The 22770-nt window shown below is 32.9% G+C and carries 25 protein-coding genes and 4 pseudogenes; 6 read left to right on the top strand and 23 right to left on the bottom strand.

Features of this window, described 5'->3' with window-relative positions; genetic code table 11:
- Positions 1 to 152 precede the first annotated feature (152 nt).
- Together ACUN0F_RS21725 and ACUN0F_RS21730 are read right to left on the bottom strand one after the other, a co-directional pair.
- A pseudogene (locus ACUN0F_RS21725) lies at positions 153 to 343 on the bottom strand (hypothetical protein); the annotation flags it as partial.
- Positions 344 to 411: 68 nt separating this feature from the next.
- Positions 412 to 1557, bottom strand: coding sequence for an MFS transporter (locus tag ACUN0F_RS21730; protein ID WP_046955728.1), 1146 nt, complete (start codon positions 1555 to 1557; stop codon positions 412 to 414).
- 236 nt (positions 1558 to 1793) lie between these two features.
- Here ACUN0F_RS21730 and ACUN0F_RS21735 point away from each other — a divergent pair, with 236 nt between their 5' ends.
- Entirely contained in the window at positions 1794 to 2075 is a 282-nt protein-coding gene (locus ACUN0F_RS21735; protein ID WP_046955727.1) for a hypothetical protein, read from the top strand.
- Between the two features lie 72 nt (positions 2076 to 2147).
- On the opposite strand, the gene ACUN0F_RS21740 is transcribed toward ACUN0F_RS21735, so the two are convergent.
- Complete coding sequence (locus ACUN0F_RS21740) at positions 2148 to 4634, bottom strand: PBP1A family penicillin-binding protein (RefSeq protein ID WP_445540139.1); 2487 nt, start codon at positions 4632 to 4634, stop codon at positions 2148 to 2150.
- Positions 4635 to 5099: 465 nt separating this feature from the next.
- On the opposite strand from ACUN0F_RS21740, the gene ACUN0F_RS21745 reads away from it, so the two are divergent.
- The gene (locus ACUN0F_RS21745) at positions 5100 to 5309 is read left to right on the top strand and encodes a KTSC domain-containing protein (RefSeq protein ID WP_046955725.1); all 210 of its coding nucleotides are present in this window, start codon (positions 5100 to 5102) and stop codon (positions 5307 to 5309) included.
- A 68-nt stretch (positions 5310 to 5377) separates the two neighbouring features.
- Here ACUN0F_RS21745 and ACUN0F_RS21750 read toward each other — a convergent pair whose 3' ends face one another.
- The 5 genes and pseudogenes from ACUN0F_RS21750 to ACUN0F_RS21770 all read right to left on the bottom strand — a co-directional run bounded on the left by ACUN0F_RS21750 (position 5378) and on the right by ACUN0F_RS21770 (position 8208).
- Positions 5378 to 5590: a YqaE/Pmp3 family membrane protein gene (locus ACUN0F_RS21750; protein ID WP_075311851.1), complete on the bottom strand. Its 213-nt coding sequence runs from the start codon at positions 5588 to 5590 to the stop codon at positions 5378 to 5380.
- 207 nt (positions 5591 to 5797) lie between these two features.
- A complete protein-coding gene (locus ACUN0F_RS21755; RefSeq protein ID WP_088092652.1) occupies positions 5798 to 6457 on the bottom strand; it encodes a DUF6944 family repetitive protein in 660 nt (219 codons plus the stop codon).
- A gap of 181 nt (positions 6458 to 6638) precedes the next feature.
- Positions 6639 to 7346, bottom strand: a pseudogene (locus ACUN0F_RS21760) (SDR family oxidoreductase).
- 284 nt (positions 7347 to 7630) lie between these two features.
- Complete coding sequence (locus tag ACUN0F_RS21765; protein ID WP_223266021.1) at positions 7631 to 7810, bottom strand: hypothetical protein; 180 nt, start codon at positions 7808 to 7810, stop codon at positions 7631 to 7633.
- Positions 7811 to 7872: 62 nt separating this feature from the next.
- Positions 7873 to 8208 (bottom strand): hypothetical protein, encoded by a 336-nt coding sequence (locus ACUN0F_RS21770; protein WP_001066867.1) that lies wholly within the window; start codon positions 8206 to 8208, stop codon positions 7873 to 7875.
- A 209-nt stretch (positions 8209 to 8417) separates the two neighbouring features.
- Between ACUN0F_RS21770 and gerPF the strand changes: the two genes are divergently transcribed.
- Entirely contained in the window at positions 8418 to 8633 is a 216-nt protein-coding gene (gerPF, locus tag ACUN0F_RS21775) for a spore germination protein GerPF (RefSeq protein WP_445540140.1), read from the top strand.
- A gap of 217 nt (positions 8634 to 8850) precedes the next feature.
- On the opposite strand, the gene ACUN0F_RS21780 is transcribed toward gerPF, so the two are convergent.
- The 6 genes from ACUN0F_RS21780 to ACUN0F_RS21805 all read right to left on the bottom strand — a co-directional run bounded on the left by ACUN0F_RS21780 (position 8851) and on the right by ACUN0F_RS21805 (position 13985).
- The gene (locus tag ACUN0F_RS21780; protein WP_001000636.1) at positions 8851 to 9186 is read right to left on the bottom strand and encodes a YolD-like family protein; all 336 of its coding nucleotides are present in this window, start codon (positions 9184 to 9186) and stop codon (positions 8851 to 8853) included.
- Between the two features lie 524 nt (positions 9187 to 9710).
- Positions 9711 to 9929, bottom strand: coding sequence for a hypothetical protein (locus tag ACUN0F_RS21785; protein WP_000864293.1), 219 nt, complete (start codon positions 9927 to 9929; stop codon positions 9711 to 9713).
- Between the two features lie 205 nt (positions 9930 to 10134).
- Positions 10135 to 10386 carry a hypothetical protein gene (locus tag ACUN0F_RS21790; RefSeq protein ID WP_327973656.1) on the bottom strand — a complete coding sequence of 84 codons (252 nt, stop codon included), beginning with the start codon at positions 10384 to 10386 and terminating at the stop codon, positions 10135 to 10137.
- Between the two features lie 441 nt (positions 10387 to 10827).
- Complete coding sequence (locus ACUN0F_RS21795) at positions 10828 to 11679, bottom strand: peptidylprolyl isomerase PrsA (RefSeq protein ID WP_000739690.1); 852 nt, start codon at positions 11677 to 11679, stop codon at positions 10828 to 10830.
- A 176-nt stretch (positions 11680 to 11855) separates the two neighbouring features.
- Positions 11856 to 12869 (bottom strand): glycoside hydrolase family 25 protein, encoded by a 1014-nt coding sequence (locus ACUN0F_RS21800; protein ID WP_046955718.1) that lies wholly within the window; start codon positions 12867 to 12869, stop codon positions 11856 to 11858.
- Between the two features lie 525 nt (positions 12870 to 13394).
- Positions 13395 to 13985, bottom strand: coding sequence for a hypothetical protein (locus ACUN0F_RS21805; RefSeq protein ID WP_001157700.1), 591 nt, complete (start codon positions 13983 to 13985; stop codon positions 13395 to 13397).
- A 275-nt stretch (positions 13986 to 14260) separates the two neighbouring features.
- Between ACUN0F_RS21805 and ACUN0F_RS21810 the strand changes: the two genes are divergently transcribed.
- On the top strand, positions 14261 to 14455 hold the full coding sequence (locus ACUN0F_RS21810; RefSeq protein ID WP_000729006.1) for a hypothetical protein: 195 nt from the start codon (positions 14261 to 14263) through the stop codon (positions 14453 to 14455).
- 546 nt (positions 14456 to 15001) lie between these two features.
- Here the strand turns inward: ACUN0F_RS21810 and ACUN0F_RS21815 are convergent.
- The 7 genes from ACUN0F_RS21815 to ACUN0F_RS21845 form a co-directional block, all read right to left on the bottom strand.
- Positions 15002 to 16114 (bottom strand): RNA-guided endonuclease TnpB family protein, encoded by a 1113-nt coding sequence (locus tag ACUN0F_RS21815; protein WP_445540141.1) that lies wholly within the window; start codon positions 16112 to 16114, stop codon positions 15002 to 15004.
- Positions 16115 to 16852: 738 nt separating this feature from the next.
- On the bottom strand, positions 16853 to 17389 hold the full coding sequence (locus ACUN0F_RS21820) for a C1q-like domain-containing protein (RefSeq protein WP_001278091.1): 537 nt from the start codon (positions 17387 to 17389) through the stop codon (positions 16853 to 16855).
- A 242-nt stretch (positions 17390 to 17631) separates the two neighbouring features.
- A complete protein-coding gene (locus tag ACUN0F_RS21825; protein ID WP_000417669.1) occupies positions 17632 to 17943 on the bottom strand; it encodes a hypothetical protein in 312 nt (103 codons plus the stop codon).
- Entirely contained in the window at positions 17925 to 18947 is a 1023-nt protein-coding gene (locus tag ACUN0F_RS21830) for an anti-sigma factor (RefSeq protein WP_445540142.1), read from the bottom strand. Before ACUN0F_RS21830 ends, ACUN0F_RS21825 begins: the two co-directional genes overlap by 19 nt.
- Positions 18937 to 19437, bottom strand: a complete 501-nt coding sequence (locus ACUN0F_RS21835; RefSeq protein WP_445540143.1) for a sigma-70 family RNA polymerase sigma factor — start codon at positions 19435 to 19437, stop codon at positions 18937 to 18939. The genes ACUN0F_RS21830 and ACUN0F_RS21835 overlap by 11 nt, the downstream gene beginning before the upstream one ends.
- 583 nt (positions 19438 to 20020) lie before the next feature.
- The gene (locus ACUN0F_RS21840) at positions 20021 to 20272 is read right to left on the bottom strand and encodes a DUF3947 family protein (RefSeq protein ID WP_445540144.1); all 252 of its coding nucleotides are present in this window, start codon (positions 20270 to 20272) and stop codon (positions 20021 to 20023) included.
- A 342-nt stretch (positions 20273 to 20614) separates the two neighbouring features.
- A complete protein-coding gene (locus ACUN0F_RS21845; protein WP_445540145.1) occupies positions 20615 to 21013 on the bottom strand; it encodes a CHRD domain-containing protein in 399 nt (132 codons plus the stop codon).
- A gap of 200 nt (positions 21014 to 21213) precedes the next feature.
- On the opposite strand from ACUN0F_RS21845, the gene ACUN0F_RS21850 reads away from it, so the two are divergent.
- Positions 21214 to 21351, top strand: coding sequence for a DUF3956 family protein (locus ACUN0F_RS21850; RefSeq protein ID WP_000443219.1), 138 nt, complete (start codon positions 21214 to 21216; stop codon positions 21349 to 21351).
- Between the two features lie 120 nt (positions 21352 to 21471).
- On the opposite strand, the gene ACUN0F_RS21855 is transcribed toward ACUN0F_RS21850, so the two are convergent.
- Together ACUN0F_RS21855 and ACUN0F_RS21860 are read right to left on the bottom strand one after the other, a co-directional pair.
- Positions 21472 to 21750 (bottom strand): hypothetical protein, encoded by a 279-nt coding sequence (locus tag ACUN0F_RS21855; protein ID WP_000539239.1) that lies wholly within the window; start codon positions 21748 to 21750, stop codon positions 21472 to 21474.
- A 236-nt stretch (positions 21751 to 21986) separates the two neighbouring features.
- Positions 21987 to 22156 (bottom strand): annotated as a pseudogene (locus ACUN0F_RS21860) (DUF6944 family repetitive protein); the annotation flags it as partial.
- Positions 22157 to 22382: 226 nt separating this feature from the next.
- Here ACUN0F_RS21860 and ACUN0F_RS21865 point away from each other — a divergent pair.
- A pseudogene (locus ACUN0F_RS21865) lies at positions 22383 to 22658 on the top strand (collagen-like repeat preface domain-containing protein); the annotation flags it as partial.
- Between the last annotated feature and the right edge of the window lie 112 nt (positions 22659 to 22770).

Here is a 22770-nt window from a genome sequence, read left to right on the forward strand (position 1 = left end):
AAAATCCCATAGAATATATCATTCGACCAATTTTTTTAAGAAAATAAAAAAAACGAGCTGTACACATATACAACTCGTTTCTACATGATATCTATTTCACTATCTCATCAATATAATTCTTATATAAAACTTATTTATTTTTAAAAAAGTTATTATTTCACATAATTAAATTGAATTTCTTCCGTTTCCTCATAGTAACATTTAACTAAATGATAGTTTTTAAAGTACCAAAGATTATAAACATCTCCCAAAATAGAATGACTTTTTTCTCAACTGACACGATTTCCCCATCTGATTTCTCAGAAACTATCCCTAAAGAATAGTCCGGCTGAATTGAACTATTATTATGTTATCCTTTAACCATTGTAAATCGTTAAGTTCAATTGAAATTTTCATCTTTGTTACTCCCGTTTACGCAAATTCTTTTTTATCTAATCTCTGTTTTACAAAAACGACAAAAATAATGAAAGCGATTAGTCCTGAAATTGCACTACCTGCAAATAAAATACGGTAACCAAACATTTGGGAAACAACTCCAAGTAAAATCGCACCAAGTCCAATCCCTAAATCAAATGCAGTAAAGAATGAAGCGTTAGCAACTCCTCTCTTACTCGGGTCAACAATTGTAAGCATCGCTGCTTGTAATGCGGGCTGTGCTGAACCGAATCCAACACCGTATAATGCAGCTGCGATAACTACCCCTATTAAACTATTTGAAATCATTAATACAACTATCGCGATAACAGTAATACATAATGCCGGGAGTATGATAAATACTTCTCCATACTTATCTAATAGTTTTCCTGAAATTGGTCTTACAATCGTTAAAGCAACTGCATATACAAGAAAGAATGTCCCAGGATTCACATCGATTGAAGATGCAAATAGCGGTAAAAACGTCGTAATCCCTCCATATGCAAATGATAAAAAGAAAACTACAATTGTAATGGATAGAACCGATTTTTCAAACAACTGCATTTTCCCTTTTTCTTTTTGTGGTGTGAATGGCGTTTTCGTCATGGACGATAATAGGACTGCCATAAAGGATAAAAGAGTTGCCAACAAGAATAGGCCGTGAAATGAATAATGTTGTACAACCGATAATCCAATCATTGGGCCGATTGCCATTGCAATTGTCATAGCCATCCCGTACCAACCCATACCTTCACCACGGCGTGAATCTGGAATAATATCAGTTATCGCTGTTCCAACAGCTGTTGTAGAAACAGCCCATGTCACCCCATGAATAACCCGTAAAACAGCTAAAAGAACAATAGTCGATGCTAAATTATAAGAATACATCGTTATCCCAAAAAAGACGAGTCCGAAAATAATAAAAGATCTTCTCCCATATTGATCTAACATTCCTCCGATAATCGGTCGTATTACAACTGCTGCTATTGTAAACATTCCCATCATAAGTCCAACTTGTGATTCATTGCCGCCTATCTCTTTAATAAAGAGCGGGAGCGTTGGTACAAGTAAATAAAATCCTGTAAATAAAAATAACATTGCGAAAGTCATTTGAATAAATGATTTCGTCCATAATCGTTCCATTAAAATTCCTCCATAAACACGTATATTCTTGCAATTAACACCTCCATTTTACATTTTCTTAGTCCCTTTTCCCTCCGTAAATAGACGTAACTTTTTATAATAATGGTCCACCATCAATATAAATTGGTCTTACAACTTTATAAGTATACATTAGCCTAAAGTCCTATCTATATGTACCTTTATACGCGTGAAAAGAATATACTACTTTATTATCACAACTTAGGAGTGATTATGTTATGTGGGTATCTTCAAGAGTAACAGCCGTCGTTCCTTCGACTCCTGGGATACACGTTCCAGCCGTTCATACAGCTAGTTCCGATGTAGGAATTGAACTTCCTGCAACTTGGCAACAATATCAAATTCCAGGTCAAGTTACTCCCTCATTTTGGCATCATGGCGCACATCCAAGTAGTACCACCTTTCAAAGCCAAAGTTATCCTCCATTACCTCAGGCTCAAGTTTTTTATCATTTCCCTTCCATTTATTTTCAAAATTTCTATGGTACTTTTAACATTTAAACGAAAAAAGCACTTAAGATTTGTAATGTTTACAAATCTTAAGTGCTTTTTAATATTATTCATAAAATTTTCTTATTGCCCATTATTAGCAGGAGCCTCTCCTGTATTCCCACCAGTATCTGGTTGTGTGGTCGCTGGTGGCGTTGTATTTCCTTGACCCCCTCCATTATTTGCTGGAGGTGTCGTATTTCCTTGGCCTCCTCCATTATTCGCTGGAGGTGGTGTATTTCCTTGGCCTCCTCCGTTATTCGCTGGAGGTGGTGTTCCTTGGCCTCCTCCATTATTTGCTGGAGGTGGTGTATTTCCTTGGCCTCCTCCGTTATTCGCTGGAGGTGTCGTTCCTTGGCCATTTCCATTATTTTGTTCATTTTGTTTCTTTTCTTCTTCTTGTTTCTTTTGCTCTTCTAGTTTCTTTTGTTCTTCTTGCTTCTTAAGATCCTCTTGTTTCTTTTCTTCTTCTTTCTTTAATTCTTCTTGCTTTTTCTCTTCTTCAGTTTTTTGCTGTTGATCTTGTTTTGGTTGTTCCGTTGTATCCGGTACGCTCGTATTTGGAGAAGAATCACGTTTTTCCCCTTTTATACGCAACTCACTACCTTCTTGAATTACACTACTTGGCATTTTAAATCTTGATTTATCTGTAGCCATCTCGCTCATCATTTCTTTAAAGATCAACTGTGCAATTTTCGTATTTTTACTACTAATATACTCGTCTTTACCATCTTTCATATACCCAGTCCATACTGCCATCGTATATTGCGGCGTATAACCTGCAAACCAACTATCACGAGTTGCACTTTCTGGAATTTTATATTGAGCTAATTGTTTTGAAGCATAGTTTGTTGTACCTGTTTTTCCAGCTACATCTAAAGAACTTATATTTGCCGCTGTACCAGTACCTGATGTCACTACTGAACGAAGCATATCAGTAATCATATATGCTGTAGAGTCAGCTATAACTTGTTTTGGTTTTTGCTCAAAACTTTGTGACTTGCCGTCTGGATAAACTATTTTCTTAACAAAATGCGGTTTTGCATACTTTCCACCATTTCCAAATGTCGCATAAGCACCCGCCATTTCAGTTGGTGATACTTCGTTTGTACCAATAGCTGTAGATTCTGCCAGCGGTTTATTAAATGTAATACCTAATTTCTCAGAGAATTCCTTTGATTTATTAAGTCCTACTTCTTTTGCAGTTTTAACTGCTGGAACGTTACGTGACATTTTTAACGCTTCACGCATAGTAATTGGGCCTAAATGACTTCTGTCGGCATTTCGAAGTTCTTGTCCAGTTGAATATTTAAATGGAGAATCATCAATTTGATGATACGTAGCCCATTTTAAGTATTCAATTGCAGGACCGTAATCAAAGATTGGCTTCATCGTCGAACCAGCTGCACGATCTAATTCAATTGCCATATTATGCCCTTTAAATACTGCTTTATTTTCACCGCGTCCACTACCTATAGCACGAACCTCACCTGTTTTCGTATCCATAAATGTGAAAGCACCTTGGAATTTATCATTTGGATAATTAATAATATTTGTATTTAAAATATTATCAGCTAATTTCTGTGCTTTTGGATCCAAAGTTGTATGAATTTCTAAACCATCTGAGCCAATATTAGCATCGGGCAATTCTTTTTCTACTTCTTTCACAACTGCATCCATAAATGCAGGATATGGCATTGCTTGAAGTTCAGTTGCAGGTTTAAGACCATCCGTTACTGAAACTTTCGATGCTTCTTCCATTTCTGCTTTTGTAATATAACCATGTCGATTCATTAATCCTAGTACAACATTTCTTCTTTCTGTTGCCCTTTGAACATTTTCTGTTTTCGTTGGATCATAGTTATTCGGCGCTTTTGGTAAACCTGCAAGCATCGCAACTTCTGGTAATGTTAACTCTTTTAAATCTTTATCATAATAGTTTCGTGCTGCTGTTGCGATACCATATGAACGGTTTCCTAAATTAATTTTATTTAAATACATTTCTAAAATTTCATGTTTTGAATACTGTTGTTCTAGCTTATACGCTAAATATATTTCCTGAACTTTACGTTTTGATGTTTTTTCCATCGATAAGAAGTAGTTTTTAATAACCTGCTGCGTTATTGTACTTCCACCTTGTGAACCGTAATCTCCTTTAAGACTCACCAAAACAGCACGGGCAGTACCTTTAAAGTCTACTCCACTATGCTCATAAAAACGTGCATCTTCAGTTGCTAAAAATGCATTTTCTACTAATTTAGGAATTTGATCATACGTAACATTCGTCCGTTTTTCTTTCCCGTATTCATATACCAAATCGCCATTTTTATCATAAATTTTTGAGGATAACGGATTAACAAGTTTTGCTTTCTCAAGTTTTGGTGCATCCTTAATCATTACGAAGAAGGTAGCAACCCCCGCCACTAAACCAACAATACCAAGTAATAAACATGTAATCAAAAACTTACGAAAGAATGATGTTTTACCTTTTGGTTTTTGTGTTTTAGACGCTGGCTGTTTTTTCTTTTTAACTTGTCGTCGCTCCTCTCGAGAACGATAATTTTCTGACATGTTACTTTCTCCTGCCTTTCAATTCTCCCGTTGATTTACTTAAAAATATTGAGGTCACTTTCTAAAATGAATTTAATTAAGAAAGTATATTGACCTGGAGCATTCAATATTTTCCTAATTCACAGATTATAAATTTTAGAATTCTTCTTATACAAACTATTTTCACTTCTATTTTCCTAATAATGCTGCCCCTTGAAGCATAGAATGTAAAAAGTGAATTTTTCATACCTCGTATAAATAATATACCTTTTTTTCAAATGGTCAATATTTTCTTATTTATAAATCAAAGGTGAAATAAAAATAGCACAATGATATGTACTTCGTGTGAACTTTCTTATCATTACGTATAACGAACATTTAATATATTGCATATAAGTATAATACCGCTTTAATTATAAGGATTTCAACACTACAACCTCAACATCTACAAGAAATTATTAAAAATGAAAAGTGAGGAGTTGCATAATGATGAAGTTATCTCCCGTGAGTTCCAAAAATATTGTTGCTGTTGGCTATAATCCTTTTTCTATGATTTTACGCATTCAATTAAAGAATGGAACGTATGATTTCTTTAACGTGCCTGAAAACATTTACACCGGTTTATTAAGCGCACAGTCTAAAACTAATTATCACAATACTTATATTAAAAATTCTTACCGCTATACTAAAATTTAAACTTAAACAGAATGAAAAAAAGAAAGGAGGTAGTCCCCCTTTCTTTTTACAATCATTTCACGACTTAGCTACCTTCTATCCCTCTTATTAATTTCACCATATGCTCGAATTTGTTTTTTTAAACGCCGATCTGCTTTTTTATCATGTACAACTAATATCGCATGTATAACTCCTGGAACCCAAAATATTAATGTTAATAGGAAGTTAATTATCGCTTGAAATGGTTTGCCGCAAAATAATACGGCTACAGGTGGCAGAAGAATTGCCAATAAATACATCATCTCTTGAAAACTCCTCATTTTGTATTTTTATCTCTCTTCTTTTCAAACGCTCACAAAACCAATTATTTTTATATTTCATACATTCCAATTAAGCATGAAAAACTTTTCTACTCTTATATATTCTATTCATATGCCTAAAAACCTACTACTTCAATCTTACCACGTATGTAAAATTGAAATTTCCCTACCTTTATCAAATGTGTATTTTCATATATTTATTTTTTCTAATTTTTCTTCTTCCTCTATTATAGTTAATCCAATTGCAGAAATAATAGTTCCTATTGCTTGTATCCAAATACCAATGAGTGCTATTATCTTCTCATTCTTCTTATCAACCATACTGCCTTCATTTTCTATTTCATTCTTTGATACATTAATAATACCTTGATACGCTTGAAGTCCCGCACCTAAACTTTGCAAAGAATTACCTAGTATTATAATTCTCTGTATTGCTTTCATCTGAAGCAAAGCTGCTTCTACTCCTAAAAAAGCACCAATCGATTGTAAACTGTTCCCGACAATTATGAGATAATCATTCTCTTTCAATTGTTTATTTATATTAAAATATGTTCCTATTACATTTGTTATATTCCCTAATGCTAATAATTCAATGCCCATTTTATCAAGCATTTCACTTTTATTCTCCAAACACATATTTTGATTTTCTCTTTCAGCTTCATCTCCGGTATCATTACTCGCTATTATTTGTAATATATAACCGAGGGCTTGTAATGAGCTTCCTACAATTACAATCTTCGATTCAACTTTCTCTTCTCCAATAAATCCTCTTGTCGCCCCAATAGCCGCAGTAAGATTTCCTCCTACTTGAAACCATGCTCCTGTCACTTTTAAACCGCTTGGATTCATTTTTTATCACCTATTTAGAAATTTTCTAGTGCTTTTTTCGCCATACACAAACGGCATCCTTTATCTCATATTTATTTTCTATATGTAATTTTGTGCATTCTAAAACGTGTTAATCATACAAAAAAGCGTATATCACTGAAAATATGCTAATTAAAAGATACGTATACAATTCAAAATATATTTACATACATTCTGGGCATGTCAATGAAGCTCCATTTTTATCTATTGTTATATTTAATATATATTGAATCGAATGATGTGACCACATTTCAGGTGTGGGTGATTCATTTACATACTCTGGTGCACATGAACACAGCATTGGGGTCCTGATACTTCCGCCCGGATCTAAAGCAACAACAGCCATACCATAGGATAATTCAAGTGCCATAGATTTCGTGATACCTTCAATTGCAAACTTTGAGGCACAATATGGCGCCAGCTCAGCTTCTCACTCTCGGCCCCAACTAGAACTCATATTAATAATCATTCCTTCTTTCCTAGCTACCATCGCTGGGACAAATGCCCTAATTACATTTACTATACCATTTACGTTTACATTCATTACATTTTCGAATTCTTGAGCTGTTACTTTCCACAGTGGCGCATTTTTATTAACAATCGATGCATTATTTATTAACAAATCAGGTGCTCTATATCTATGAAGTATATAATTCGCCCAATTACTTACTTGCTGGGAGTCTGAAACATCAATTATTTGAAAATCATGTATATTACCGTAATATTTTTTCAATTCTTCAATTTTATCTTTTGAACGTCCACAGCCATATATATTCCATCCCAATTCATGAAATCGATCAACCATTGCACGACCTAATCCTTGCGTCACTCCTGTAATCATTACAATTTTTCCAGTTTCGTTTCGCTGCATATACCTCTCCTCCTTTATAAAGTGAAACTTTAATCAGTGGGGGTTTTCTTCATCCCCCACTGATTATTAGTTGAACCAATCGGACTTTTATGGGCAGTTGATCCCCCACCTAACTTCTTTGCTTTCGCTGAATTTTGAGGCGGGGGTCTTACTGCCCATTAAAGCGGGATAAAATTTTGCACTCTCCCTTTTCATTCAGCCATTTACTAAAGTATCAACTCATTTCATACTTTAGTAGGAGTTTTTATGTAAGCAAAAAGAGTAACCATAACAGTTACTCTTGCTTATATATCAAAAAAGTCATTATTTATTTCGTTATTGCTTTTATATTTCAGCTTCTCTTTCCCGCATTTCTCACACCGATACATAAAAGCTACACCTAGATTACTTCTTTTAAAATCTTCATTATCCTGCATCTTAATAAAACCATATTTATGCTTACAGTGAGATTCATCTGAAAAAATTTCAAACTAATTTTTCATCATAGAACAGTTCACCTCTATGACAGAATCTTCATCTAGTCTGATTACCTATTTTTATTTAAATTCTCAATCTCATTTTGCAACTTTTTGAATTGTTCAAAATGCATAGTGATAGATTGACTATTTCCATAATCAACACTATGCTTCACAAATAAAACACCAGTGTCATGAAAAATTGCTTCCAGTTCTTTTCTGATGGATACTTTCATTATATGTGCTGTTTTAATAGCCGATAAAATTGCAATTTCATTAAACTTTAATTTTATTTCATTTGGACAAAATGCTTCTTCAACCAATATAACTTCATTGCTATAAATAAGTGCAACAAGATTACTTGATTTTGCATCTGTTAAATCTACTTTTTTTATAACATTATTCATTACATTTTGCCTCCTTTGATTTTGTATATATTAATTATACAATTGTTTTTTAAAATTAATCGACCTTACATTAATTTTAACATACTTTTATTGTAGGATTAAGCTACACTTCAAACGTTTTACTATTCCACAATTTTTGTTACATGAACCATTTGGACTATAAGACCATATAGTAGTGTTAACAAATGATTGTAAAGCGGGTGAAAACTATGCCCTCAGTTGTAGGGAATTTAGTTGTACAAAATAGTAACGGTTCATTTAATTTAGGTGATTTCTACAATGTTTCTCCGAAAGAAAATACGAAGGCTTATAATGGATCTGGTGCTTCAAATGTTGGTCTTGTTGTTAATACTTTTAATGGTGTGAGCGCGACTAATACTTTTGATTCTGACCTTGCAGATCAAAACCAAGTAGGTACAGCTTAGTCCTATTTTTTCATCGTACTGTTTAGGAATAATAAATTTGTCTATACTATAATCAGGCTGTTACACAGCTATTATTGATTTTTGGAGTACCCTATCTTTTTCTCCCTTTCCCTGGGGCTTAGCAGCTAGTATGAAGCTAGCTGCTTTTTCTTTTCATTATTTATATCCCTCATCTAACATAACGTAAAGGACGCTAAAATTGAAATTCCAGCTTCCTTTACGTTATTTCAATAATATCAGAAGTATTAAATACGTAAGTTTTATAAAATGCGTCAGTACATATTACAATGCACTTTAGTGGGTTTATATGCACTACTGTCATATAACTTGTAAGGATGTAACCATCTTCAAAATATGTCACCAATATTTCTTTCTCAGACAATAATGACGTTAATAATTTATCAGAAATTCTCTCTTTTGCTTCGTTTGTTAAGAGCGGTTTTTGTACTTTAAACTTCTCTCCAACAATCTTTCGCATACTTAATAACTGTTCCGACATTACTGTAAATGGAACCCATTCTCTTTCTGCTTTCTGCACCTTTACATCATTCATTTCTTTATCTCCTTGATCATTTATCCATTCTATTTCACACATATTGTTCCTCGATTATTCGTTAATAATTGCTAGGCTCATATTTATCCCGCATTAACAGGTAGTGAAGCTCCTACCTCAAAATCCGCTATATGCGAGGAGGTAAGACGAAAATCAACTGCCCGTAAACGCTTAATTGGTGAAAGCTAATACATAACGGACGATGAACACCCCGCTAATTAAAGTTTCACTTTATTTCTTATTCGTATACTATCTGTACACACAAGAACATTCGTTCCAATTATACACGAACCTACGTTCTTTTGGAATGATTTAAATTATATTTTTATCCATCATTTATTTTTTCTTCATCAAATGAGCTTTTCACTTCTTATATAAAAGTTTTAATTTTTCAAGTTTATTAACCAACTATAAATGAAAGCATATATTATAAAGAACGAACTCACAAAATTTCTATAGAAAAGAGAGCAATGTAAACACTCTCTTTTCGTACATACTGTTTAAGAATACATAATCTCCCCTTACTACATATATTTTGGTTGTACTATTATATGTAATTCCCTCTCCGTTACTGCTTTTTTTGGGTTACGAAAATACTCTAATTCGTATTTTAATACTTCATAGTCAACCATCCCAATCTTAATCCCTTTCGTTTCTTTTAAAATAGCTAATAAGTTACTTATATCTTCATCATGCGATTCAAAAACCTTCCCTCCGCCTTCTCTCTGAAAAATTACTTTCATATTTTCTCCTCCTACATAATATATTTATCTATTAAATAATTAATTCGTCCCCTAAAAATTTCATAATAAAAAGAACATCCTTTTTTAGTAGAATGTTCTACTTTTCCCTTCCTATAACCTCAATATTTTTTAATACTATTGTATGTATCACCGATGATTTTATGAGTTTTTTAGATTAGTTAGTTCAAATTTGTTTATGGCTATTTCATAATGAAATACCAGGCCTTTCCTTTCGTATGAGAAATATTCTTGTTGCACGTTGTTTCTTATACTTTCCATGCCCTTGCACCTTCTCCATCCCGTTCAGTATCATACTATACACATACTCCGATATTACTTTCATTCGTTCAACATATTTCAATTGTTTATATTCGCTACATCCCAGTCCACCTTCTTTTAAATCAATTACACACAAATCGGCATAATCTAAATTTACTAACGATAATGAAGCAAACATATTTTTAGGAAGACCCTCTTCTTTTTCTATTCAAAAAGTATTTTCATATATTCTGTACTTGTAATATGACATATAATTTTTTCGACATTTTTCTACACAAATAGACATTTTTAGTGTATTCTATAGTAGAAGAATAATTAAAAGACTTATTCTTTGCTATTGAGAGAAGAGCCTGAGAGCCATATCAGGCTCTTCTTTGCTTATATATGATGTATGATTCTTCAAATTATTTTTATTCACTTCAATCAAATTAATCAATTAAAGCATTATAATATCAACATTCTATGAAGTACGTATTTCCCCCATTCGAAAAAAACCATAATTTCCCATTGTAATTCTTAATATTTAAATGTAATATTACATTGTCTTACTATCTATTTATAACACACACACTAATTAGAAAAGGGAACCTATATAGGTTCCCTTTTCTAATTACAATCATTATTTCTTTTCTAGAAATTCAAATGTATTTTTAAATTCTTTATCATTCACTTTAATATCAGCATCTTTCAATAAATCATTAACTACTTGCTGTTTCCATTTACCTGTCGTATCTTGTAGTCTTTGCTGTTCTAAATCTTTACGAATTTGATCTTTTACTTCATCAAATGGCTTCAATTCTTTTTTATCTGTCACTTTAATAATATGGTACCCGTAAGTTGTTTTTACTGGCTCACTTACTTGTCCTGCATCTAATTTATATGCAGCTTCCTCAAATTCTTTCACCGTTTGCCCTGGAGCAAAACCAGTTATTTCTCCGCCTTGTTCTTTTGAACCAGTATCCTCTGAATATTGCTTCGCTAAAGCTGCAAAATCTTCTCCATTATTTACTTTCTCTTTCACTTCTTTAGCAGTCTTTTCATCTTTCACTAAAATATGACTTACCTTCATTTCTGGTTTATAGTTATCTTTTACATCTTTTTCTGTGACAGTCGCTTTAATCGCTTTCTCAAATGCAATTTCTGGCTTCATTTTTTCTTTTAATTCATCTTCATTCTTCAAGCCAACTTGCTCTAAAGTCGATTTGAAGTTGTCACCCATCTTATCTTTTGCTTCTTCTACTTGTTTTTTTGCTTCCTCATCTGAAACTTTATATTTATCTAACAACGCCTTACTTAACACCATTTGGTATAAAGTACTTTCCCCATATTTTTGTCTTAATTCTTTACTTAACTCTTTTTCTGTAACATTGCCTACTTTTGATGTTACTACGTTGTCTGAGGAACCACATGCCGATAATGCCAGTACTACGCATGAAATAATTGTTCCTAAAAATAGCTTGTTCTTTTTCAATTCAAAATACCTCACTTTTATTATTATATAAGAATAACTATACAATATACTTGTGTTAACAATGTGTTTTCTACATGTAATTCATTTCATTTGAATAAACTATGTATCACGTTCTTTTTGTTCAAATATTAAATGTTATCTTACTATGTATCAGTAAAATGACCCTTTACGTATTCCTATAGATTCTTAATAGTTACATGTTCTTCCAGTATCCAATTATTTTGCCCGATATCTACCGCATTTTTGGCTCTGCCCCACACACGAAAAGATTTTGATCCATCAATATTTCCTTTATAATTTATACATTCAGGCTCTGCATAGTAATTAACTCCATACCCAACGGGATATTTTGAAGATGCATAAAACCATTTCACATCAAAATGTTTTACATATACCCACTGTTTATCATTGCCTAAGCAAATCATATCTTTATTTGCGCCTCCCCAATAACCATGTAAGACTAAATATGGAGTTTTTTGAGTGATTGTACCTGTAAACTGAGGATTCGCAGGATTTTCATATAGATTTATGCCATATCCATCAGAATATTTTGAAACCGCAATACCAATACCAGTTGATCGTTGTGTATCCTCTTTGCCGGATTGAACAGATTGATTTACTTGATCCGATCCTATAAACCAAGAAAGCGACTTTTTTCCTATTAATTGATTTAAATCACATTTCCCAATACCAGGAACATTTCCCGAATCAGTATATTGCCAAATATCACACGGATATGCTGGCTTATTTCCTCCATAACGAGGAATCCATACAAAATCAACTTCAATATTACGTGCTCCAAATGATACATACGTGTGATGCCCCACGTATAGCCCTACTTTTTTCGCACCTAAACGGCGTAATTCATCTATAAACGCTTGTGTCCCCCCTTGCATATCCATCATCGTTTGAATTTCTACGTCCACCACCCAAAACTTAGCAGATTTATCGCCACGACTCCAAAAATCTTGTGCCTCTTTCCTTGCATCAGCAATAGATATAAAACGACAAAATGCATAATTACCAAATGGAATACTGCGTTTCTTCATTTCATTCACATAATTTTGATACATAAAATCTACCGTATTCGAACCATCTTGAACTCTAGCAATAACTAAATCTAGCTGAGATGCTGCAATATCCCAATCAATAGTTCCATTCCATTTTGAAATATCGATAATATACCCCAATACAATTCATCCCCTTTTTAATATCATATTCAAAGCTTGTCTTATTAAAAGCCCCTTATGCCTAATACTAGCTATCTATAATATAAATAAGAAGAATCTATATTATTTTTCAAAACATATAATCTTTTAATTAAACTTCCACTAATTTTATTTATTTTTCATACAGTTCATTCACAAATTCGAGATATGCACTATCATCTATTAGTAAATAATATCAATTAATTAACCTTTCATTAGCGCTATTATTAGAAACGTTTTCATTATTACTACTCATCGATATTAATCTTCTTTAGACTAATAAACATATGTATGACAGCTAACTTTCTGTGTTTCTTACGGTTACTCTATATTCATGAAAATAATTTATCTTTCATTTCTTATATATTTTCGCATCAAACATACTATCTTTATACGCTATATATTTATCAGTGGAAATTTCAGTCACCATCCGCAATTAGCTAGACAATGTAACGTTAATACATATAAAAAAGACATTTTCTATTAAAGAAAATGTCTACTTACAATCTAGTAAAACAGTTTTGGTGTTAAATCTGTATTTTGTAATTGTGCACTCTCACCGCTCGGAACACAGCTTGTGGAGAATAAAATTGGGATATCACAAATGTCATCGTTCATTACATCATGAAATACATTTGCAGCAACACCAGTAAATGTTTGACATAAATTTGAAATATCATCATTAAAAAATTGAATCACTTGCGCAGCAAAAACTGGAAAGACAACATTTGATCCTCCAGGAAGCTGCGGCTGTACAACAACTTGTTCAAAATAAGGATTATTTTCTAACGCCACTTGAAATAAATGAGCAATTTCAAATGCATCTAGTGGACATGGAAGTGGATTTACAATGTTATTTTCATTATTAGTTACAATAACTGTTACACTTACATTCCCAAATTCTACAAAAGATTTTAGAAGCGTTGCTAACGCTATCGCTTTTTCATTACTTAACGCATGCACTAATATAATATAATTCCCGCCAACTGGAATTAGCGGACCAACTGAAACAGTTGGATCAGCACCAATTGAATTTTTTAACTCATTGAAATATGTGATCCATGGTGGTGAAAGCTGAGCTTGTACATTTTCTTGCACTCTTTCATTACCTCCTAATACAAGTCTTACTACTATAATATGTATCAAGGAAAAAAGTGTATTAGATAAATTACTTATTTTTTGCTTTTACCTATTATATCGATTAAACATTTTATAGAACATTCTCAGTTTCCAATGCATTTTCCACATTTTCACCACGCCATAAAACCCCATATTATTATCAACTCAACTAAAATTTCATATTATATTAATACGCCTTTATAATCTGAACGAAAAAGTGCAGAATAAGATACTGCATATGAGGAGCTGATTTTATGAAAAAAAAACCTATCGTGGTCAAAGTTCCACCAAACTCAAAACTAAAAATCACATTTTTCGGTCCTTGTAACGAGGTAATTACAAATGTTTCTATAATTAATCAACTTTCCACACCTAAGTGTCAAACTATTACCCAATATCCAGACTATAAGAAATACGAAACTGAAGTACGATCATTATCCAATTGTTAATCCGTTCTATCCATATTTTGATTAGCTAAACGACTTCAGTAAAAGATTAAAATTACTCATTTCATGATATTCTATTGATAATCTATTGATTTTTCACACATTTTTGTTAACCGAACATATATTATCGTATGGAGATTATCCACTCATAAAACCTATCTTTCTTTAGAGCGTACTTTTTATGTATGCTCTTTTTTTATTTTCCCCTCATCCTGTACATATAAACCTGTTTACTTTTATATTTCACAGGCGATCCCCCATCCTGCTTACTTATAAACAATTTAATCAATGTGAACTCAATAATACTTCTTTATTTATTATACTTTCACTCCTCTGTTACATTAGTGTATTCACCCAAACATTATATTCATCTAATATATTTCCCTTCTAAATTGACCATAGATGTAGTGAACTACCCACCACTTAGTATCTCTTACGAGCTTACCCCAAGTGGGGGCTTCTCGGTTCATCGCTACTTTTGATAGCTAACGAATTTGTCCTAGGACAGCCGAGCTAACTCCCTTGTTCCAAAGGTTATTTTGTTACTATTTATGCCAACACTAATAAGCGAATGGCTTCCTTTTTGATATTGATCGCTGCATTATAATCACGGCCAATTGTGAGTCCACACAAACACGCATACATGCGTTCACATAATGGCATTTCTTTTTTATTTCCACAATTACTACACATCTTTGTAGAAGGAAACCATTTATCTATTTTCACAAGCTGTTTTCCTTGTTCTTGTAGCTTATATGCTAAAAATGTCGTGAACATCCGCCAACCGTTGTCCGCTACACTCTTACCAAAGCGAAGTGCTCGTGACATTCCTTTCATATGTAAATCTTCGATTGCTACAACGTCAAAACTCGTAGCTAATTCTTTAGACTTATGATGAAGAAAATTTTTACGTTGATTGGCGACCTTTTCATGCAATTTCGCTACACGAATGCGTTGTTTATTCCAGCGTTCTGAACCTTTCACACGTCTTGCTAATACTCGTTGTGCCTTCGCTAATTTCTCTAACATCTGACGATAAAAGCGAGGATAATTGGCTTTCTCATCTTCGCTACTCACGTATAATTCAGCCATTGCGAAGTCTAATCCAACTACACGTTCTACTTTTTTTGGCGTGATTTCTTTTTCATATTCGGTCAAAATAGACACGTAATACTTACCAGTTGGTGTCATCGAAATCGTACACGATTTGATGATATGGTTTGGTGGTATTTCTCTATGTTGCTTCAGTTTCACCATTTTCAATTTCGGTAATTTGATATAACCATGAAATAACATAATATTTCCATTTACTCGATTCGTTGTATAGGATTTTCTACTCTTTTTGCTTTTGAATGTTGGAAAATCATTTTGACCACTAAAAAAATTCTTATACGCAGTTTGCAAATTTAATTGCGCGTTGGCCAACGCTAAGGAATCGACTTCTTTCAACCATTCATACTCCACTTTGTATTTCGCAGGAGTAGGGAATTTTTGTTTCTTCAGTTCTTCCTTATTCGCTTTGTGTTTTTCATATGCTTCTTTTCGTTCAGCCAGCATTTTATTATATACAAATCGTACGCAGCCGAATGTTTTACGTATGAGATGCGCTTGTTCTTCTGTTGGATACAGACGAAATTTGTACGCCTTATTCTGCTTTGGCATATCCATTCACCTCATTTTCCGCTTCATTTTCCATAAGCTATGACGGTGATCACACAACCTGAACACTACAAGATTATTATCTACTTTCATTGTTATACCAAAATTCCCCTCTTATAAGACTGATTATATCAGAGGCGAAATAAATAGGGAAAACAAACGTTCGGCTACACCAAACCGAAATTCATCTCCCACCTGCCGCTAGACTATCGTCTTTCACACGCCTGAAGAAGGAGACTTCTTTCGGGTAATACGTTAAAATCTTTATATACTCAAGGAGGTCAAACATGTTCAAGTTGCATCCAATACTACTCATCTTAGGATTTCTTTTATTTTTATATAGTGTAATCGCCTTAATGTTATTCCTTTCCATACAATAGCAATACCTATGTTAAATATGTAATTTTTATATAGTAAAGAAAAAGCCCGTAATTATACGGACTTTTATGTATTTATAAATTAAGATGTCTTTTCTATTCCATAAGACGACTAGCGAATGTAATGCCTAAGAACTTTCACAACCATGTTACTTGTTTCGTTGTACTCTTTTTATTACCTGCAGAATATCTAATACTCATAATAAGCTAGCACTTTCAACCTTACTTCCTAGCATGAGAAATGCTCCTGAAATAAACTACATTTAACCTATTTACTTGTATATTTTAGAAAAACAATAATAATCCCCCACCATTCGGTAAAGGGGATTAACTAAACCTACTAAAAAGTATTTTATTCTCTTCATTATTTAATTGGAGAAGGAAATCTTGCAGCTTCAAAATGTGAGCCGTCTTCCGAAGAACTTAAAACTCCGTCTATGCTACTTTGTGCATAAACCTCAACTTGATCTCCTTCATTCAATTGAATAATCGTCGAAACACTTACTACATTTCCAAAACCTATTGGACCGAAAAAGTCATTATCTATAGCTATTGCTGCGTTTCCATTTACACGAATTTCTACACGAGCTCTATAATTTAAGCTAGGATCGTTTGGAAAGAAACCAATCGTTCCAATAATAGAGTAAACTCCCCTAGTCTTTGGAATAAAAATAGACGTTACTGGATTATACTCATTTGCTAAATCAAATTGTTCATTTTGGAACAATACCTTTACAAAAGTATTGGCAGGAACCGTTTGATTCACCGTATTTCTAGCTCTAAATGCAGATGCCCTAACAAGCTTCTCCTCGTTGTCATTACACTTACTCATGTTCTTACAACAATCATGCTGTTTCTTTTTATACTCTTTACAATACTTACAGTAGTAATAGCAAGACATACTAGTTCCCCTTTCATGTTTATTACTACATATTATGTAAGAGGGATTCGCAATGTTTGGACGAGCTATTGTTTTAGCACTATACTTATCGCCTATTTATATACACTTGAGAGGAAAACATATTAATAAAAACACAACCTAGATGTATTGTGCAATCCATTCAAATTTAATGGATTCTTCTCTTAGCTATTTTACTTTCAATACAAAAAAGAGCGAATCTACATTCGCTCTTTCCCACATATTTATGGCCCAAAGCTTATCATCCAACCTAACATAAATCCAAATACAGCAAACAATAGCATAAAAACAAATAAACTACATGCCCACAATGCATATTTTCGACTTTTGCTTTTTGTGATCATCCCTACGACTGAGCACACCACTCCAATACCAACTATTTGCAGAAAACCTTTACCTATAAATGTTTCTTGAATAAGCAATATAATGTTCAAATACAATAACGCTAGAAAGGCAGTAATTAATGAAATAGTCCCCATCCACGTTTCCTGTTTATACATATGATTCTTTCTTTTTTTTAAGAATGCCAATTCCATAACCTCGCTTCACCTACTTTCAATTTTCTAACTTTTTCGTGGCTCATCAATTTTTCAACTTCTACTTTAGGCCCAGTTACAACTGCCCCGTATGTTTTCACCCCATTTTTTTCAAGGAAAGAAATACGCTTTGACAACTCTAATACTTTCGCTCTAGATAGCTTCACTGCTAAATCTTCATGCTTCTGTAATGACTTTAACACATCAATAAATTGTTCCTCATGAGGTGAATCACTTTCAAAGGCACCACTTGGCCTTGAAATCATATCTGCTGGAAAGCCAATCGGGGCTACATACATACCCTCTTCATTCGTTTGCTTCTCCTCTAATCCTGTATTAACGGCATACCACACAATATCAATAGTAGGAAACATATCTGTTACCTCTTGTACACTTAATAATTCTCTAAAAGATACAAATGCTTCTACAACAGATTCTTGCGGAAGACCCTTTAATACTTGCGCTTCTTCGCTAATATTATAGGACGCATTATAATTATTAGGATGAGACAATACTTCGTTGTCTATATACGGGATTTCTGGAATTTTTTCATCTGTTGTATATTCACGGCTTACTTTCGTTGCTCTACTAAATACATAATCTGTTTTCTCTTCTCCTATTCGAATATCTTTCTTTCCTACTCTTTTATACAAATCAAAATGCAATTGCAAACTAAGCGGTAACAACGTTTGCTCCATGTCCCTATCTTTCAAAAATACATTTGGTTCTGTTACACTTAACGTTTGATTTACTACATTCCGTATCTCCATTGCGTTTGTAGGTGCCACTGTATAATATAAGAGTGTTGATATATATAAAATAGGTTGAATAAGTAGTAAAAAAGTAAATACAATTAAAACATTCGTAATACGTGCTCTTTTTTTACCTATTTTCAACAATTGCTCTTGTTTTCCATCAGATAGTGAAGCCGGTCTTTGATGAATAGCTTCTTGTAACAGTTCTTTATAATCATCTTGTTCAGAATGAGGTTTATCATTTGTCATTTTGACTCTTTTCCTCCTTTAACAATTCTTTTAATCTCTTTCTCCCGCGAAACATGTGACTTTTATACGTATTTAACTTTAAATCTAATACAGAAGCACCCTCTTCGTACGTTAATTGATGTACGTCACATAATAAAATAACTTGTGCCTCTATTACCGGTAGAGTATGAATAATCTGAATTAACTTTTCATAACTATTTTTTGCGACTACATACTCTTCTGTAGATTCCCTCGCTTGTATTGTCTCTAATTCCTCCGTTCCTACAAAGGTTACTTTTTTCTCTTTCCTAACAAAATCAATAAACGTATGATATGCCACTTTAAAAAGCCATGATTTTACCTTTTGATTTTCATAGTCTTCTAAATAAAGATACGCTCGATAAAAAGTCTCTTGCATCAAGTCCTCCGCTACGTGATGGCTACGAGAAAGGGAAAATACATACCGGTACACATCGTTTATATAAACCTTATATATTTCTTCAATCTCCATCCCCCTCCTCCTTTCATATATAACACGAATAAACAAATTCAAAAGTTGCATTATTTTTCCTTTTTTCTTTTTTATTTATAAAAAAACATCATTTATACATTTTAATAATTATTTACAATTATAAATAAAATATGTGATGTCATGGCTGTAAATATCTTTCAAGATTAGAAAAAACGGGTCGAATCTTCTTTGTAGGTTACTATTCGATATAACCACAAATAGGACTTCGTTGCTACCTCTCGATCTAATCCACGTAAATAAATGTTCATGTATCCTTTCATACAGAGCCACTAACCATCATTTTTCATGATAAAATAATCCCTATTTTTTCTTTAATCGGTATCATCTCATCAAAAAACACTTGTAATATGTACGGAGATTATCTCATCGACTATTTACAAATTGTAGTTGAGAACTATTTGACGCTTACATATCCCCTCTCCATTTGCGGGTAATAAGACTCCCAAAAAATTTCGGAACATGCAAGAAAGATAGGTAGGAGCCGGATCGTCCGTATATGTCCAATTGGTGAGGACTAATAATCGGTTTGGGATACCTGCCCCCTACTGATTAAACTTTTAATTTATAGATTAAATACAGTTCCATACGGGATAGTAAGAAAAGAACTTCCATACGGTGTGATTTGATGCACTAGGTAAAAATACTCCATAGATGAATAATACGGCTGGATACCTTGTTGCTGCATTTGCATTTGTTGTTGCATTTGTAACGCTTGTTGAACAGCTTGAACTGTACTTTGTGCTCCGCTAAACGTTATTGATGTACCATACACTGGTCGCATTCCTGCTTGGGTAGTAAAATATGAATAAAACATTATTTTCATCTCACTTCCGTAAAAGTAATTACAATTTATGTTATGATTTTTTATTTCAGTGGGTGTGGAGAATTAATCTATTAGCTTTGATTAAGTTTAAAGAATTTTTATTATCTGTTACACTTGCATATTTCGTTTACAAGGTTCATCTACTAATACTAATTTAATTTTTGAAGGGGCATTTCATTAACAGGTTTCTGATAACTATTTTTTAAATTCGACCACTTTCAAAATTTTAGAAATGAATGTTCAAGATTACTAAAAATAGATTACTTATCTATACAACCTTCACAAAATAAAAACACCCTAAACGGATGCTTTATTTTTCACTACTTTTATTCATTAACAATAATTCAATTGTCCTCGTATTTCACCATTAGAATGTTGTACTGTATGAACATTAATATATATGTTTCCAGATATGATTTCATTTACAAGAGTACCTAATGTTTGACCCGCTAACGGCCCGACCAAATCTTCTTGAGTAATCATTCCCGTAAGAGTTGCAAACTCTATTGAAATTGGATTTATTATAGGTCCAAATAAAAAAGCTACAACAGGACCGTTCGTTCCTTTTGACCCAAGATGCAGATGGGCAGCTACTACATCCTCTATATCGAATAAATCTAACTTAAATTTTAAGCTAAGCTTGTCCGGACTTAATTTAAAGAAAGCCTCTCCTCGAGCATCTGTCTCTACTGGTGGAACTTCATTCCTACCGCGTAACTTTGCAAAGAACATATTTACCACTCCTACGTTTTTATATACTCCTAATATATTCTTGTCCTTCATATATGGTGTTAATAAATCAGGTATTAGTCTACTTAATTTTTTTATACTATAGGTTAAATTATCAATTCTATTAAATTCATTAATCTGACTATTACGTATTAATTTTTTATCCATATACTATATTAGATTACTCGAAAGGAGGCGAAAGTATGGAAAGCTGTGTTTTGTTCGTTAATGGACAACCTCTTTTAGTGGTCTCAGTCGCTGGAATCGAAATTGCTAGATTAGAACTTTCTCTTCAAGTAGCATTGACCTTAATAGCATTAGGAATTCCAATTTGTGCATAAACGTTAGGTATCTATTCAAAAGAGAGCTTAGGCTCTCTTTTTTATTTATATCTTTCCTTCACAACAAAAAAGACACCACTAAAAGCATGGCATCGCATAAAATAACTGCTATTTGTTTAATCATTTCTTCACTAGCAACCCTAATTCATGTAGAATTTCTGAGAACGAATAGCCATATGCAAAACCTACAATACGAATCCCTGGAATCCATCTATGTTCTAAATTTTCATTGTATGTTTTCTTATAATACTTTAATTTAGAATCTATACTATATTTGTCGTCAATAATTACTTCATCGCTATGAAATCCATCCATTTCAATCTGAACAGCTACGTACTCTGCTCCCTTAATAAAGGCTTTATTATAACACTTTTCTAATTCTTCTAATGTCACTCCCATTATTAACCTCCTTTCCAAATGGGTGTTTTGTTCAATAAAAAAGAGCATCTAGATCAGTAGATGCGAAGATATATATAAGGTAAGCTCTTGGAGTATTTAATAGATTATAAACTGGTTGCTTGTCCTACAATATATTATATGATTTTCATATAAAAATGGTTCATCAAAAAACAAGGTGAAAATTACTCATTGTCATTTTAGAAAATAGTTACATTTTAATTTTTTAAACTAGTCTATCAATCGCTCCCTTCCAACTCCTCATTTTCTTCACGTATTTGTCCAATTAATGAAATTACGGAACCGACGGCTTGTATCCAACTTCCTGCTATTTCTATCAGCTGTCTTCCTTTATTTTTTCATTCGGTTCGCTATTTACTTGAGTGTTTAAATTTTTTCCATTTATATTACTTTTCCTATAAAACAAAGTAGTTTTTGCAAATAGATGACTTCTTCACTAGAACACTTAATAAATTACTCTTTTTATGTTTTAAGTTAATAAAAATATATTTCCCTATTGTTTTCTAGTCTTACTTACACTTTCTGTTAATAACCAATTATTGATTATACATCCCATAAGAACGTCTCGTTTTTCTAATCATATACTTAGAAGAAAAATATTCCTGAACATTACACAAATACTCCAATCATTATTACAAGCGTTAAATGATTTAATCATTGCAGTACAACCAAATACTCCAAATAAAAATTTAGTTATACGAACTATCACTCAATTAATCAATTCTTTGCCTACTGCATCTCTTACTCAAATCTCTGCGTTATTCCAATTTCTATTCCAAAATTTATCTTCGCTCATTAGTTGTTCAAATCTATCCGACCCATTTCTGCAACAAACATTCAGCTTAATTTTACAAGGAATCTTGAACAGTTCACTCTTAAATAATACTGGACCTAAATGAAATCAAGGGCCTAAAGGAGCAACTGGAACTATTTGTGAATAAAAAAACTTCATATTCATAGCCCCCCTTGTATGAAATGAAGTAACTGATTAACTTTACGAAC

Source organism: Bacillus sp. 1A (assembly GCF_052682215.1).

What these genes read in the sequence shown, in the direction of transcription:
- ACUN0F_RS21845 (WP_445540145.1), bottom strand. Translation starts at nt 21,013, where the DNA reads ATGTTCTTTGCAAAGTTACGCGGTAGGAATGAAGTTCCACCAGTAGAG.
- ACUN0F_RS21785 (WP_000864293.1), bottom strand. Translation starts at nt 9,929, where the DNA reads ATGAAAGTAATTTTTCAGAGAGAAGGCGGAGGGAAGGTTTTTGAATCG.
- ACUN0F_RS21855 (WP_000539239.1), bottom strand. Translation starts at nt 21,750, where the DNA reads ATGGGAGTGACATTAGAAGAATTAGAAAAGTGTTATAATAAAGCCTTT.
- ACUN0F_RS21835 (WP_445540143.1), bottom strand. Translation starts at nt 19,437, where the DNA reads ATGGAGATTGAAGAAATATATAAGGTTTATATAAACGATGTGTACCGG.
- ACUN0F_RS21770 (WP_001066867.1), bottom strand. Translation starts at nt 8,208, where the DNA reads ATGAATAATGTTATAAAAAAAGTAGATTTAACAGATGCAAAATCAAGT.
- ACUN0F_RS21745 (WP_046955725.1), top strand. Translation starts at nt 5,100, where the DNA reads ATGATGAAGTTATCTCCCGTGAGTTCCAAAAATATTGTTGCTGTTGGC.
- ACUN0F_RS21790 (WP_327973656.1), bottom strand. Translation starts at nt 10,386, where the DNA reads ATGTTTGCTTCATTATCGTTAGTAAATTTAGATTATGCCGATTTGTGT.
- ACUN0F_RS21755 (WP_088092652.1), bottom strand. Translation starts at nt 6,457, where the DNA reads ATGAATCCAAGCGGTTTAAAAGTGACAGGAGCATGGTTTCAAGTAGGA.
- ACUN0F_RS21850 (WP_000443219.1), top strand. Translation starts at nt 21,214, where the DNA reads ATGGAAAGCTGTGTTTTGTTCGTTAATGGACAACCTCTTTTAGTGGTC.
- ACUN0F_RS21735 (WP_046955727.1), top strand. Translation starts at nt 1,794, where the DNA reads ATGTGGGTATCTTCAAGAGTAACAGCCGTCGTTCCTTCGACTCCTGGG.
- gerPF (WP_445540140.1), top strand. Translation starts at nt 8,418, where the DNA reads ATGCCCTCAGTTGTAGGGAATTTAGTTGTACAAAATAGTAACGGTTCA.
- ACUN0F_RS21830 (WP_445540142.1), bottom strand. Translation starts at nt 18,947, where the DNA reads ATGACAAATGATAAACCTCATTCTGAACAAGATGATTATAAAGAACTG.
- ACUN0F_RS21840 (WP_445540144.1), bottom strand. Translation starts at nt 20,272, where the DNA reads ATGTTTTATTCATATTTTACTACCCAAGCAGGAATGCGACCAGTGTAT.
- ACUN0F_RS21825 (WP_000417669.1), bottom strand. Translation starts at nt 17,943, where the DNA reads ATGGAATTGGCATTCTTAAAAAAAAGAAAGAATCATATGTATAAACAG.
- ACUN0F_RS21740 (WP_445540139.1), bottom strand. Translation starts at nt 4,634, where the DNA reads ATGTCAGAAAATTATCGTTCTCGAGAGGAGCGACGACAAGTTAAAAAG.
- ACUN0F_RS21815 (WP_445540141.1), bottom strand. Translation starts at nt 16,114, where the DNA reads ATGCCAAAGCAGAATAAGGCGTACAAATTTCGTCTGTATCCAACAGAA.
- ACUN0F_RS21810 (WP_000729006.1), top strand. Translation starts at nt 14,261, where the DNA reads ATGAAAAAAAAACCTATCGTGGTCAAAGTTCCACCAAACTCAAAACTA.
- ACUN0F_RS21750 (WP_075311851.1), bottom strand. Translation starts at nt 5,590, where the DNA reads ATGATGTATTTATTGGCAATTCTTCTGCCACCTGTAGCCGTATTATTT.
- ACUN0F_RS21730 (WP_046955728.1), bottom strand. Translation starts at nt 1,557, where the DNA reads ATGGAACGATTATGGACGAAATCATTTATTCAAATGACTTTCGCAATG.
- ACUN0F_RS21780 (WP_001000636.1), bottom strand. Translation starts at nt 9,186, where the DNA reads ATGAATGATGTAAAGGTGCAGAAAGCAGAAAGAGAATGGGTTCCATTT.
- ACUN0F_RS21820 (WP_001278091.1), bottom strand. Translation starts at nt 17,389, where the DNA reads ATGTCTTGCTATTACTACTGTAAGTATTGTAAAGAGTATAAAAAGAAA.